Raw genomic sequence first — 12,975 nt, 5'->3', positions numbered from 1 at the left:
TGGATGAAAATCATCATCCTCGGTGCGGGGCAGGTCGGCGGTTCGCTGGCAGAACATTTGGCCAGCGAAGCCAATGACATCACGGTGGTCGACACCGATGGCGAACGCCTGCGCGACCTCGGTGATCGGCTGGACATCCGCACTGTGCAGGGCCGCGGCTCACTGCCGACAGTGCTGCGCCAGGCCGGCGCGGACGACGCCGACATGCTGGTGGCCGTGACCAACAGCGACGAAACCAACATGGTGGCCTGTCAGGTTGCCCACACGCTGTTCCACACGCCGACCAAAATCGCTCGCGTACGCGAAGCGGCGTACCTCACACGCTCCGAATTGTTTGATAACGACGCAATCCCGGTCGATGTGCTGATCAGCCCGGAACAAGTGGTGACCAACTACATCAAGCGCCTGATCGAGCATCCGGGCGCCTTGCAGGTGATCGACTTCGCCGAAGGCAAAGCGCAGTTGGTCGCGGTGAAGGCGTACTACGGCGGACCGCTGGTGGGTCAGCAACTGCGGCAACTACGCGAACACATGCCAAATGTCGAAACCCGCGTCGCCGCGATTTTCCGCCGTGACCGGCCGATTCTGCCGCAAGGTGACACCGTCATCGAGGCGGACGACGAAGTGTTTTTCATCGCCGCCAAGGCGAATATTCGCGCGGTGATGAGCGAAATGCGCCGGCTGGATGAAACCTACAAACGCATCGTCATTGCCGGGGGCGGGCAGATCGGTGAGCGTCTGGCCGAGGCCATCGAAAACCGCTACCAGGTGAAGATCATCGAGATGAACCCGGCTCGCTGCCGCCATCTCTCGGACACCCTCGACAGCACCGTGGTGTTACAAGGCAGTGCCTCCGACCGCGACTTGCTGATGGAAGAGAACATCGCCGACGCGGATATCTTCCTGGCCCTGACCAACGATGACGAAGCCAACATCATGTCCTCGCTACTGGCCAAGCGCCTGGGCGCGAAGAAGGTGATGACGATCATCAACAACCCGGCGTACGTTGATTTGATTCAGGGCGGCGACATCGACATCGCCATCAGCCCGCAACTGGCGACCATCGGTACCTTACTGGCCCACGTGCGCCGTGGCGATATCGTCAGCGTGCACTCATTGCGCCGCGGCGCGGCGGAGGCTATTGAGGCAATTGCCCATGGCGATGCGAAGTCGAGCAAGGTGATTGGCAAGGCCATCGAGAACATCGGTTTACCGCCGGGTACGACGATTGGCGCGATTATTCGTGATGAGGAAGTGATCATTGCGCATGACGATACGGTGATCGAAGCCGGCGACCATGTGATTTTGTTCCTTGTGGATAAAAAGCATATCCGGGATGTGGAGAAGCTGTTTCATGTGGGGTTGAGCTTCTTCTGATCCAGAACCTGCGGTGGCCGGTCTGGCCTCATCGCCGGCAAGCCGGTCTCGCTCCCACAGTTGATCGTCAGCGGATACAAATTTTGTATGCGGCAGACATCCATTGTGGGAGTGAGCCTGCTCGCGATGGCTATCTTGAAACTGACCAACCTCTAGAAGGAATCCACCCAATGCTCGAATCCCTGGAAAAAATGCTCGCCAAGGGTGTGGATAACTCGCTACTACGCTTCGGTTTGGGCAAGGGTTACCTGGATCTTGGGGAAAACGCCAAGGCTGCCGAGCATTTCCAGCGTTGCGTCGAATTCGATCCGAAGTATTCAGCGGCCTGGAAGCTGTTGGGCAAGGCCTACCTGGCGCGGGAGGATTTCCCCGCCGCCCGTCAGGCGTGGGAACTAGGTCTGCAAGCTGCCCGTGCCCATGGCGACAAGCAGGCAGAAAAAGAGATGACGGTGTTCCTGAAGAAACTCGAGCGCAACGCTCACTGATCAGAGATAACGCAGGCCTATCCCTTCGCCATCCACCTAAATCACTTCCATGCGCACACGCGGCGCACCTGTAGGCAAGTCCTGCACCTGCCCGTACACCACCGCGCCTTTAGGTAACGACGACAAGCCCGGATGCTTGACGTAGACGCCCGTGGGTGAAAGGTTGCGTGTCTGGCCCAGGCATTCGCCGAAGCTTTCATGACTGATTTTGATGCGAAACGATTTGCGGTGTTCGGACATCTGCTGCGCCCTTTAATGAACAGTTGTGGATAACGTTGTCTGTAGGAGCAAGGCTTGCCCGCGAAGCTTTTTGCGATATCGAGGACGCTATCGCGGGCAAGCCTTGCTCCTACAGGTCAGGGTTATCCACAGATCGTGCCATTTATGTCAATACCAGCGTTCTTCGCCCGGTGGCCGCTTCTTGAAGCGCTTCATGCTCCACATGTACTGGCTTGGATATGCCCGCACATAACGCTCGACCACTTGGCTCATGGCCGCGCAGGACGTCTCGGTGTCGGTGCTGTACATGGCCTCTGGCGCCGCTTCGAGGATAACTTTGTAACCCGAACCGTCCGGCAACCGCAGCGCATGCAGGAACACGCCGACCGCTTTGCCGCCCGCGAGCATGTTCGGCACGAACTTGCTGGTCAGCGCCTGGGTGGCGAAGAAGGGTACGAAGATCCCGGCGGATTCGGCCGGTTCCGGGTCAGCCGGAATGCCCACTGCACCACCTTTGCGCACTTCCTTGATGACGCTGAGGATGCCTTCCTTGGTGGAAGCCGCCACCCGGTTGCCCAATTGCACCCGCTGTTTGCGCAGCAATTCATCCACAGCCTTCAACTTCGGTGGCCGGTAGAAAATGATCGGTTTGCACTGGTTGCAATAGAAGTGGTTCAACACTTCCCAGTTGCCCAGGTGGCTGGTGATACCCACGACACCTTTGCCAGAGGCGAGGGCGTCCTTCAACACATCGAGGCCTTCGACTTCACGCACCAGATCAATGGAGCGCTGCGCCGGCCAGATCCAGGCGCAGGCGCTTTCGGTCAGGGACTTGCCGATGTCTTTCAGGCTCTGGCCCACCAGACGCTCACGCTCGGCCGGGTCCATCTCGGGGAAACACTTGGCGAGGTTGATCCGCACCACGTCTCGGGAACGATTCGGGGTTTTCCACATGACCCAGCCAATCGCCGAGCCAACCGCTTGCACTGCCCGCCACGGGAGCAGGGCAAACAGCCGTAGAGCGCCTACCAGCAAGGCGCCTTTAAACTTATCCACAGGTCACTCCTGATTTTGTGCTGTGCACGAGGCGGCTATTCTAACCGCCGTTCGCCAGGGTCGCGTAGCGATCGCAATCGCGGGTGTGATCCATGACCATGCCCGAGGCCTGCATCAGCGCATAACAAATCGTCGGTCCGACGAACGTAAAACCGGCCTTTTTCAGGCCTTTGCTCATCTCCACGGCGGTCGGCGTCACGGCCGGCACTTCGCTGCGGTCCTTGAAATGATTGATCACAGGCTTGCCGCCGACGAAGGACCAGAGAAACTCCACCGGGTCCTCCAGCGCCAGCCAGGCCTGGGCGTTGCGTCGGGCGGCATTGAGTTTGAGGCGGTTACGGATGATGCCTGGATCGAGCATCAATTCATCGATTTCCGCATCGCTCATCTGTGCCACACGCTGTACGTCGAAGCCGAACAGCACCTCACGATAACGCTCCCGTTTACGCAAGACCGTGATCCAGGAGAGGCCGGCCTGGAACCCTTCGAGCAAAAGCAACTCGAACAATCCCTGCGCATCGCGTAGCGGCGTGCCCCACTCCTGGTCGTGATAAGCCATGTACAGCGGATCTTCGGAACACCAAAAGCAGCGTGGCATAAGGCTCCAGGGGGCGTGCGCAGCAATGAATCGGGTATACTCCCGCTCTTTAAATCGCAGCCCAAGAAACAGGTGAATTTCGTGAGCCAGCCTACGCCAGCCGTGCGTACCTTCCAAGACTTGATCCTCGCCCTCCAGCAATACTGGGCCGAGCAAGGTTGTGTGGTACTTCAGCCCTACGATATGGAAGTAGGCGCCGGCACTTTCCACACTGCCACATTCCTGCGCGCCATTGGCCCGGAAACCTGGAACGCCGCTTATGTGCAGCCCAGTCGTCGCCCGACTGACGGCCGCTACGGCGAAAACCCGAACCGTCTGCAGCACTACTACCAGTTCCAGGTGGTACTGAAGCCGAACCCGGACAACTTCCAGGAACTGTACCTGGGCTCCCTCAAGCATGTCGGCCTGGACCCGTTGGTCCACGACATTCGCTTCGTCGAAGACAACTGGGAATCGCCAACCCTCGGCGCTTGGGGCCTGGGCTGGGAAGTCTGGCTCAATGGCATGGAAGTGACGCAATTCACTTACTTCCAGCAAGCGGGCGGCATCGAATGCTACCCGGTGACCGGCGAGATCACTTACGGTCTCGAGCGTCTGGCCATGTACTTGCAAGGCGTGGATTCGGTCTACGACCTGGTCTGGGCTGATGGCCCGATGGGCAAAGTCACCTACGGCGACGTGTTCCACCAGAACGAAGTGGAGCAGTCGACCTACAACTTCGAACACGCCAACGTCGAGAAGCTGTTCGAACTGTTCGACTTCTATGAAAGCGAAGCCAAGCGCCTGATCGAACTCGACCAGCCGCTGCCGTTGCCGAGCTACGAAATGGTGTTGAAGGCCTCCCATACTTTCAACCTGCTGGATGCGCGCCGGGCGATCTCGGTGACCGCGCGTCAGCAATACATTCTGCGTGTTCGCACCCTGGCGCGTTCCGTTGCGCAAGCCTATCTGCTGGCTCGCGCCAAGCTGGGCTTCCCGATGGCGACCCCGGACCTGCGTGATGAAGTACTGGCCAAGCTGGAGGCTGCACAATGAGTGCTCTGGATTTTCTGGTTGAACTGGGCACTGAAGAACTGCCACCCAAAGCCCTGAACACCCTGGCCGAGGCATTCCTCGCCGGTATCGACAAGGGCCTGCAAGCCGCCGGCCTGAACTACGAGACCAAAACCGTCTACGCCGCGCCACGTCGCCTGGCGGTGCTGATTACTTCGCTGGCCACCCAGCAACCGGATCGCAGCATTAACCTGGATGGACCGCCACGTCAGGCTGCATTCGATGCCGAAGGCAACCCGACCCAGGCGGCACTGGGTTTTGCCAAGAAATGCGGTGTTGAACTGAGCGAAATCGATCAGAGCGGCCCGAAACTGCGTTACAGCCAAAGCATCGCCGGCAAGCCAACGTCGAGTCTGCTGCCGACCATCGTCGAAGATTCGCTGAACGACCTGCCGATCCCGAAACGCATGCGTTGGGGCGCTCGCAAGGAAGAATTCGTTCGTCCGACCCAGTGGCTGGTGATGCTGCTCGGTGACCAGGTCATCGACTGCACCATCCTCGCCCAGAAGGCTGGCCGTGATTCCCGTGGTCACCGCTTCCACCACCCGGAAAACGTGCGCATCACCTCGCCGGCCAATTACCTGGCCGACTTGCGTGCCGCTTATGTGTTGGCCGATGCCAACGAGCGTCGCGACATCATCAGCAAGCGCACCGAAGAACTGGCCACCCGTCAGGAAGGCACGGCGATTGTTCCGCCGGCGCTGCTCGACGAAGTGACCGCGCTGGTTGAATGGCCAGTGCCGCTGGTGTGCTCGTTCGAAGAGCGTTTCCTCGATGTGCCGCAAGAAGCACTGATCACCACCATGCAGGACAACCAGAAGTACTTCTGCCTGCTGGATGCCGACGGCAAGTTGCTGCCACGTTTCATTACCGTGGCCAACATCGAAAGCAAAGACCCGCAGCAGATCATCGCCGGTAACGAGAAAGTGGTTCGCCCACGCCTGACCGACGCCGAGTTCTTCTTCAAGCAAGACAAGAAGCAGAAACTCGAAGACTTCAACCTGCGCCTGCAAAACGTGGTGTTCCAGGAAAAACTCGGCAGCGTTTACGACAAGGCCGAACGCGTTTCCAAACTGGCCGCGTTCATTGCACAACGCATTGGCGGCAACGCGGCATGGGCTTCCCGTGCCGGCCTGCTGTCCAAGTGCGACCTGTCGACCGAAATGGTCGGTGAGTTCCCGGAGATGCAAGGCGTCGCCGGTTACTACTACGCCCTCAATGACGGCGAGCCGGAAGAAGTCGCCCTGGCGCTGAACGAGCAATACATGCCGCGCGGTGCTGGCGCTGAACTGCCGACCACCCTGACCGGTGCGGCCGTGGCCATCGCCGACAAGCTCGACACGCTGGTGGGGATTTTCGGTATCGGCATGCTGCCAACCGGCAGCAAAGACCCGTATGCCCTGCGCCGTGCAGCGCTGGGTGTTTTGCGCATCCTGATCGACAAGAAGCTTGAACTCGACCTGAACGATGCCGTGGCCTTCGCCGTGAATGCATTCGGTGCCAAGGTCAAGGCTGCCGGCCTGAACGACGCCGTGCTGGAGTTCATCTTCGACCGTCTGCGTGCCCGTTACGAAGACGAAGGCGTCGACGTGGCAACCTACCTGTCGGTTCGTGCCCTGAAGCCAGGTTCGGCGCTGGACTTCGACCAGCGCGTACAGGCAGTAGAGGCCTTCCGCAAATTGCCGGAAGCCGCTGCCCTGGCCGCCGTGAACAAGCGCGTATCGAACTTGCTGAGCAAGGTCGAAGGCTCCGTTCCGACGGTGGTTGAAGCCAAGTACTTCGACAATGCCAACGAGTTCTCCCTGTACTCGGCGATCCAGCAGGCTGACCAGGCCGTCCAGCCAATGGCTGCTGCGCGTCAGTACAGCGAATCGCTGGCCCGCCTGGCTGCCTTGCGCGAGCCGGTGGATGCGTTCTTCGAAGCAGTGATGGTCAACGCGGAAGACGCCAAGGTTCGCGCCAACCGTTATGCCTTGCTCGCGCGTCTGCGTGGGCTGTTCCTCGGCGTCGCTGATATTTCGCTGCTGAGTTAAGGGGCTGCTGTTGAAACTGCTGATTCTCGATCGCGACGGGGTGATCAATTACGACTCCGACGCTTACATCAAGTCGGTGGAGGAGTGGATTCCACTCCCCGGTTCGATCGAAGCCATCGCGCAGTTGAGCAAGGCCGGCTGGACGGTAGCGGTCGCTACCAACCAGTCGGGCATTGCTCGCGGCTATTACGACATTGCCACCCTGGACGCCATGCACGAGCGCTTGCGCTCGTTGGTGGCAGAGCAGGGCGGTGAAGTCGGGCTGATCGTCTACTGCCCACACGGGCCGGACGAAGGCTGCGATTGCCGCAAACCGAAACCCGGGATGTTGAAAACCATTGCCGAGCATTACAACGTGTCGCTGACCAATCTTTGGTTCGTTGGCGACAGCCTTGGTGACCTGGAAGCCGCCAAAGCCGTCGATTCACAGCCAGTTTTGGTAAAGACCGGGAAAGGCGAAAAGACGTTGGGCAAGTCCCTACCGGTAGGCACCTTGATTTTTGACGATCTGGCGGCGATTGCCGCAGAACTTATCCACAATTAAAGTGCTTCGATTGTTCCGATTAAGGACTGATCGGGAGTGCGCTTATAGACGGGCAGAGCCCGCACGGTAAACGTCACCATGTCGATACTGCAGGCCATCAGAACCTTCCTCTTTTACCTTCTGCTGGGCACCAGCTCATTGCTCTGGTGCAGCCTGAGCTTTTTCATCGCGCCGTTTCTGCCGTTCAAGGCGCGTTATCGCTTCATCAACGTGTACTGGTGCCGATGCGCCTTGTGGCTGAGCAAAGTGTTTCTGGGCATCAGCTACGAAGTGAAGGGTGCCGAGAACGTGCCTGACCAGCCCTGCGTGATTCAGTCGAACCACCAGAGCACGTGGGAGACGTTCTTTCTCTCCGCTTACTTCGAACCATTGAGCCAGGTACTCAAGCGTTCATTGCTGTATGTACCGTTCTTCGGTTGGGCCATGGCCATGTTGCGACCCATCGCCATCGACCGCGACAATCCGAAAGCCGCGCTCAAGCACGTGGCAAAGAAGGGCGATGAACTTCTAAAGGATGGTGTCTGGGTGCTGATTTTCCCTGAGGGGACTCGTGTTCCTTTTGGCACGGTCGGCAAGTTCTCACGCGGTGGCACCGCATTGGCCGTCAACGCCGCGCTTCCGGTGCTGCCGATTGCGCACAATGCCGGCAAATTCTGGCCAAAAACCGGTTGGGCGAAGAAGCAAGGTGTCATCACCGTGATCATCGGCGCACCGATGTACGCCGAGGGTAGCGGGCCCCGCGCCATTGCCGATCTGAACGATCGGGTGCAAGCCTGGAACGAGCAGATGCAACGGGAAATGGGCTCGCTGCCGGCCGCTCCGGCGGCACCGACCGCCAATGATCAAGTGGCTGTCTGAGATTCTGTGGATAACCTGTGTACCGTTTTTTCGAAAAGCAGCGTTTTTGTTTTGTAAGATAATGATTTATATACATATTTCTTAAACACATAAAACGTCGAAAATGGTGCATAAGTTTTTCAGGGCGCAAAAAAACCGGCTGATATAGCCGGTTTTTTTATGCCCTCGATTTGCGGTTTTCCAGGCTATGGACTATGGCGTGGCCGTGCTCGTTTTGGCGCAGGTCTTAAATTTCATCTCCTGCGCCGATTCATTTAGACTCGGCGATTGGCTCATAGGGCGATGGTTACCCTATAACGGATGTCTGAATAAATTCTTATGAAAAAAATAATCGATACCCTTCGAAATCATTATTGGAAGAAATGGATTCGTAGGCATAAATGCAAAGTGGCAGGCGGTGTGTTGTCGTTGTACAAGAGATCGACGCTGACACTGGAAGAGGGGGTATCTCTCGGGTATGTGGTCATAGAATCAAAAAAACTGGGAATCGGTGCTCATACCTATATCAGAAGTGACTGCGTCCTCTCAGCAGTCTCCTCTATTGGCCGATTCTGCTCCATTGGCAGCGGCTGTTTTATCGGACAGCAAAAGAGTTCACATCCGTCAGACTGGCTCAGTTCACATCCTTTTCAGTACACCGATACGGCCCTGACTTACGATCCCGAGGTTGCTCAGGTTACGATTGGGCACGATGTCTGGATTGGGCACAGTGCAATGATCCTGGAAGGGGTCACAGTCGGCACAGGTGCAATTATCGCAACCCGCGCTTTGGTTGCCCATGATGTGCCACCCTATGCGATCGTTGCCGGGATCCCTGCAAAAGTCGTCAAGTATCGGCATGCGCCTGAGCTAATTGAAGAACTGATCAGTAGCCAGTGGTGGGATTGTGATGTCGAGATGCTCAAGACGTTACCGTTGAATAATCCTCAGGCCACGTTAGCTCTGTTAGCCGATAGGGCTGAAGAAAGTCGTGCTAACTATCAGCAGATTCAAATCACACGTAAAACGTGCAGCGTTCTGCCCTCGCTGTAAATCGCCGTGCTCATCTAAAGAGCACGGCTTGACATCAGAGCATCAGTAGTCTTTGAGGGTGTACTGGATCCGGTAGATGACATCGACCAGGCTTTCGGCCAGCGCGCGTTGGCTGCCCGTTGCATCGGCCTTGAAGAACGTCAAGGTCAGAGTCCCACTGCCCGTAGGCTCCCCTTCGAAGGGCAGGTATTTCGAGTCGTTGAAATCGACGACGAACAACCCCGAATCGTCTAGCCCCCGTGACAACGCTACGTACGTTGAACCCAACCCTAATGTTGCCTTCACATCCTGGTAAGGACCGAGCAAAGCCGGCAGGGTCACACTGATATTTTTCAGACGCCCTGTTTTTTCCGTGGAACCGTAATCCGTGTTCAAGGACAGCGCACTGAGATCAAGGGTAATGACCAGCTTATTGGTGTCCACCATGGACATGCTCACCCCGCCTACAGGACCGGTAGCCCCCTCATCATTCAATACCGAACTCAGCATCGCCCCAAAACTGGTGTTACTGCTGGCAGCCGTGATCTGTGCATTGAGCGACACGCTTGCCTGAATCTCCAGGCCGCGCAAATCGTCTTTCAGATAGGTGTTTTCCAGCTTTTGCAGCTCTAGCATCAACCCTTCACCGGCCAACAACCCTTGATATAGGTCGTTCCACATTGGTGCGCTGAACAGGTTACCCGCACGCTCAGCCCCGATTTCACGAGCCAAGGCGTTCCTGCTTGCCAAACACAGCGACAAGGTGGCGTCGTAGAGTTGGTAGTAAAGCGATGACAGCCGTCCGCTCATCCAGTTGTACAGTTCCAGTCCTGTAAAGCGGGTGGTCTGCAGGCTATAAACCGCTTGCAGATTAGCCAGCTCCTGCCGGGTCAGAGCCTGTTGTTTTTGCGCCATGGTGATTTGTTGGCTTTGCGACTTGATTTGCGCCTCCAGCGAAGCGATTTCACTGCTGGCGTTGTCCCGCTGGATCTGCCAGTCGTCGCGCCGACGGCGATACTGCTCACTGATATCAAGGCGCTGGGCCGAAGTTTCAAGCGCGGTTGCCGCTCCCTGTATCCCGAACGCCACCGATCGCGCAATACCTCCCCATCTTGAACCGCCACAGGCAAAACCAAAGGTGTTAGGGGCTATTTCTACAGCAGCACCGATCGCCATGGGAATCGTTGCAGCGACGTTGAGCGCCCCCGCCGTCACGCGCAAATCCATGGCCGCCTGTTCGCTGCTGGAAATCCAGTTGTTGTACAGATTGCTGTAATACGAAAGCCGCGTTTTTGCCCCATTCAAGCTTTGTTGCAGCGCCTGGAGACCATTCTGCAATGCGAGCACGTTGTTCGACTGCATGTCCCGGGTTAAACCGAGAATTTGCTGTTGCTGCGATTGCATCAACAAGGTCATGTTCTCGTTGTCGCGACGCTCCAACGTATTTTGCAGCGATGAGCCAAACTGAATGACACTGTTCACTGCGGTCCGTGCCTTATCCAGCAACACCACGAAGCGGAACGGGCTCACCAGAGCGTTATTCGACACCGAGCTCCCCCCCGCGTCGTTGCCTGTACCGTGCTGGCGTTGTAAATCGCTAGGCGATACCGGCTCGGCATAGAGCGGCAACGACAGTGGCTGACCATCCAGGCTGAGGTTATGCCGCAGGTTGTAAAAGCGCACCTCCAGCTTGTCCCAATACATCAGCAGGTCATCGTTATACGGCGGCAGGAAATGCCCATTGGTTTCAGTCAGGTATGCCTGTACCTGGCGAGCCAACTGAGTGGACACTGAGTCTGGCGGGCCCGAATGCTCGCGAACAAAATGGTGGTCTACAATCACGGCCGCCTCACCAAGTGTCGGGTCAGGCCAGCTGTTGGTGTAGTTGATCACCGGACGTGGTCCGAGCATTTGTGAGGCTTGCAGATAGCACATCTTGGCCTGTGCCAGATAATCGCGCTGCAATTGTCGATAAGCACTGTCACCTTGCTCAATCAGTCGGTTCACCGAATTGAGGAAGATTGCCAGCTTGTAGTGCATGGGATCGTTCATCGCGATCACATCAGGGTCGACTGTCGGCGGGACAGTGTCGTTCCACTTGGGGTCTTGCTGTAACGGCGCTACGTTCCAGTAACGAACTTCATCCTCTAGCATTGCAAGCTCGCCATCAGCATTTCGGAACCCCGTTGGCGCAAAAATGTATTGGTACCAACGTGCTGACTCGGGATAGTTTTGTTCGTTCAGAAAACGATTGGCGATCAGAAAACTGGAGTGAAAGAAAATTTCCCAGAAATACAGTCCATAGGCACCGTTGAAGTCGATGGCTCGGGAGGGGTTGGATTCAAGGGAGCTGGTTTGTGTCTCATAGGCCAACAGGCCGCTAATACCGTCGTTCAGCAGTCGGCTCATGAAGGGCCGCGCGGTATCAGTTTCTAAATATGCTATTGAGGAAACCGTAGAGGCCTGCGCGGATCGGGCATTATCGGAGCCTTGGGAAGTTTGGATTGCCTCTTCAGCATCCAGCATAAGTTTGCCACCATCGATATAAAATATCGGCCTGGGCATTACAATGGGCGATTCGCTCGACGGTAGAGTATCCGACAAGCTCATTGAGTCATGAAAAACCGCATTTAAATTTTCCCACGTCCCGGCATAGTCAAGATAAAGCCTTACTTCATCGTTATCAACGTCGTGGATCAACGCGAAATTTCTCGGTTCTCCAGAAAGTGCTTGTTGCCGGGAGGAAACCCACACGCCATCATTTTGCAAATACCAGATATTCGCCTTGAAAGAATAGAGCGGATCAGGATCATTGTAGCCAGTCTCTGTGCGGCTGATCCAGCAAGCAAATAAACGATCATTATACCAGCAGATCCTTACCTTGCCCCCCAATGCCTCGGTGGTCGGCGCAGTGATTTTCAGCCATTGTGACCAGGCACTACCTGATCTATTGGTATTACTATCGCGCGCAGCCATATTACAAGAGCGCCAATAATAGTCATGCGGAGAGTTTTTTGTTCGACCGATAAAATAAAGTACATCTTCACTTTCCGCCGAGCGGTTACTTCCGGCTTGATAACCACTGATGACTTCAAGATTTGCAATGGTTTCAAATCCCAGCATGTATTGCTGAAACCCCTTTTCAATGCGATCGGTACTGATTCGTCCTTGATTGAGGGTCTCCTCCAAGGACTTGAAAAGCTCAGTTTTCCGGTAGCGCAGCGTCGGATCCAGATAGGTCTCCGGGTAATACTGCAAACGCTCTTTGCCGGCCCAAGTCGAATACACTTGATTGTAGTTGCTCCAGTCATAGAGAAACCCACCTGACTGCGATTCAGTGACCATGGTCGAGTCAGTAGTGTTATCCACATCAGGGTCATAACCACTGAGGCAGCGGTTAATATACATTTGGACACTATAAGTCGCCTCGGCGACCAAGGAGGTCGTGACCTGCGCACTGATTTTGGTGTCGATCAACAGGTATTCAAAGAGGTCATCTGCCGTCTTGATTCTCTCGGATAACTTTACATCTTCTTCAATGAATTCGTCAGGAATGGATTTAGCTATGTAGTAGGTGACCAGCGCATCGCGCCGAGCTTCTTGAAGCGAATTAATTGCTACTTGATTACTCATAATAAACTCCGTGGCGATAGGTATCCACCAATTAAAATGTTGGAAACGAGGTTTCAGCGAATATCCGGATAACAGCAGAGAATTTAGATCCTGTGTGTATCCAGTGCT

At 56.2% G+C, this 12,975-nt stretch carries 11 protein-coding genes; 7 read left to right on the top strand and 4 right to left on the bottom strand.

Going from position 1 to position 12,975, the window contains the following annotated elements; all coding sequences use genetic code 11:
* Nucleotides 1-3: 3 nt before the first annotated feature.
* Both trkA and ACA048_RS00130 read left to right on the top strand, forming a co-directional pair.
* Complete coding sequence (gene trkA / locus ACA048_RS00135; protein ID WP_497627441.1) at nucleotides 4-1,377, top strand: Trk system potassium transporter TrkA; 1,374 nt, start codon at nucleotides 4-6, stop codon at nucleotides 1,375-1,377.
* 170 nt (nucleotides 1,378-1,547) lie between these two features.
* Complete coding sequence (locus ACA048_RS00130) at nucleotides 1,548-1,862, top strand: tetratricopeptide repeat protein (protein ID WP_497627440.1); 315 nt, start codon at nucleotides 1,548-1,550, stop codon at nucleotides 1,860-1,862.
* A 36-nt stretch (nucleotides 1,863-1,898) separates the two neighbouring features.
* Here the strand turns inward: ACA048_RS00130 and ACA048_RS00125 are convergent, their stop codons facing one another.
* From ACA048_RS00125 to tag, 3 genes are all read right to left on the bottom strand, one after another.
* Nucleotides 1,899-2,102, bottom strand: coding sequence for a PilZ domain-containing protein (locus tag ACA048_RS00125; RefSeq protein ID WP_497627439.1), 204 nt, complete (start codon nucleotides 2,100-2,102; stop codon nucleotides 1,899-1,901).
* Nucleotides 2,103-2,249: 147 nt separating this feature from the next.
* Nucleotides 2,250-3,137 (bottom strand): lysophospholipid acyltransferase, encoded by an 888-nt coding sequence (locus ACA048_RS00120; RefSeq protein WP_140665263.1) that lies wholly within the window; start codon nucleotides 3,135-3,137, stop codon nucleotides 2,250-2,252.
* Nucleotides 3,138-3,177: 40 nt separating this feature from the next.
* On the bottom strand, nucleotides 3,178-3,735 hold the full coding sequence (gene tag, locus ACA048_RS00115; protein ID WP_497627438.1) for a DNA-3-methyladenine glycosylase I: 558 nt from the start codon (nucleotides 3,733-3,735) through the stop codon (nucleotides 3,178-3,180).
* Nucleotides 3,736-3,816: 81 nt separating this feature from the next.
* Here tag and glyQ point away from each other — a divergent pair, with 81 nt between their 5' ends.
* The 5 genes from glyQ (at nucleotide 3,817) to ACA048_RS00090 (ending at nucleotide 9,255) form a co-directional block, all read left to right on the top strand.
* A complete protein-coding gene (gene glyQ, locus ACA048_RS00110) occupies nucleotides 3,817-4,770 on the top strand; it encodes a glycine--tRNA ligase subunit alpha (RefSeq protein WP_008155694.1) in 954 nt (317 codons plus the stop codon).
* Nucleotides 4,767-6,821, top strand: coding sequence for a glycine--tRNA ligase subunit beta (glyS, locus tag ACA048_RS00105; RefSeq protein ID WP_497627437.1), 2,055 nt, complete (start codon nucleotides 4,767-4,769; stop codon nucleotides 6,819-6,821). The genes glyQ and glyS overlap by 4 nt, the downstream gene beginning before the upstream one ends.
* Before the next feature lie 4 nt (nucleotides 6,822-6,825).
* Nucleotides 6,826-7,365 (top strand): D-glycero-beta-D-manno-heptose 1,7-bisphosphate 7-phosphatase, encoded by a 540-nt coding sequence (gene gmhB, locus ACA048_RS00100; RefSeq protein WP_452629019.1) that lies wholly within the window; start codon nucleotides 6,826-6,828, stop codon nucleotides 7,363-7,365.
* A 78-nt stretch (nucleotides 7,366-7,443) separates the two neighbouring features.
* Nucleotides 7,444-8,223: a lysophospholipid acyltransferase family protein gene (locus ACA048_RS00095; RefSeq protein WP_497627436.1), complete on the top strand. Its 780-nt coding sequence runs from the start codon at nucleotides 7,444-7,446 to the stop codon at nucleotides 8,221-8,223.
* Nucleotides 8,224-8,541: 318 nt separating this feature from the next.
* Entirely contained in the window at nucleotides 8,542-9,255 is a 714-nt protein-coding gene (locus ACA048_RS00090; RefSeq protein ID WP_497627435.1) for a CatB-related O-acetyltransferase, read from the top strand.
* Between the two features lie 42 nt (nucleotides 9,256-9,297).
* On the opposite strand, the gene ACA048_RS00085 is transcribed toward ACA048_RS00090, so the two are convergent.
* On the bottom strand, nucleotides 9,298-12,867 hold the full coding sequence (locus tag ACA048_RS00085) for a Tc toxin subunit A-related protein (RefSeq protein WP_497627434.1): 3,570 nt from the start codon (nucleotides 12,865-12,867) through the stop codon (nucleotides 9,298-9,300).
* Nucleotides 12,868-12,975 lie beyond the last annotated feature (108 nt).

It is taken from the genome of Pseudomonas sp. LBUM1659 (assembly GCF_059716045.1).
Note: the sequence above shows the minus strand (reverse complement) of the source record. Positions and strands in the feature narration are given on the sequence as shown.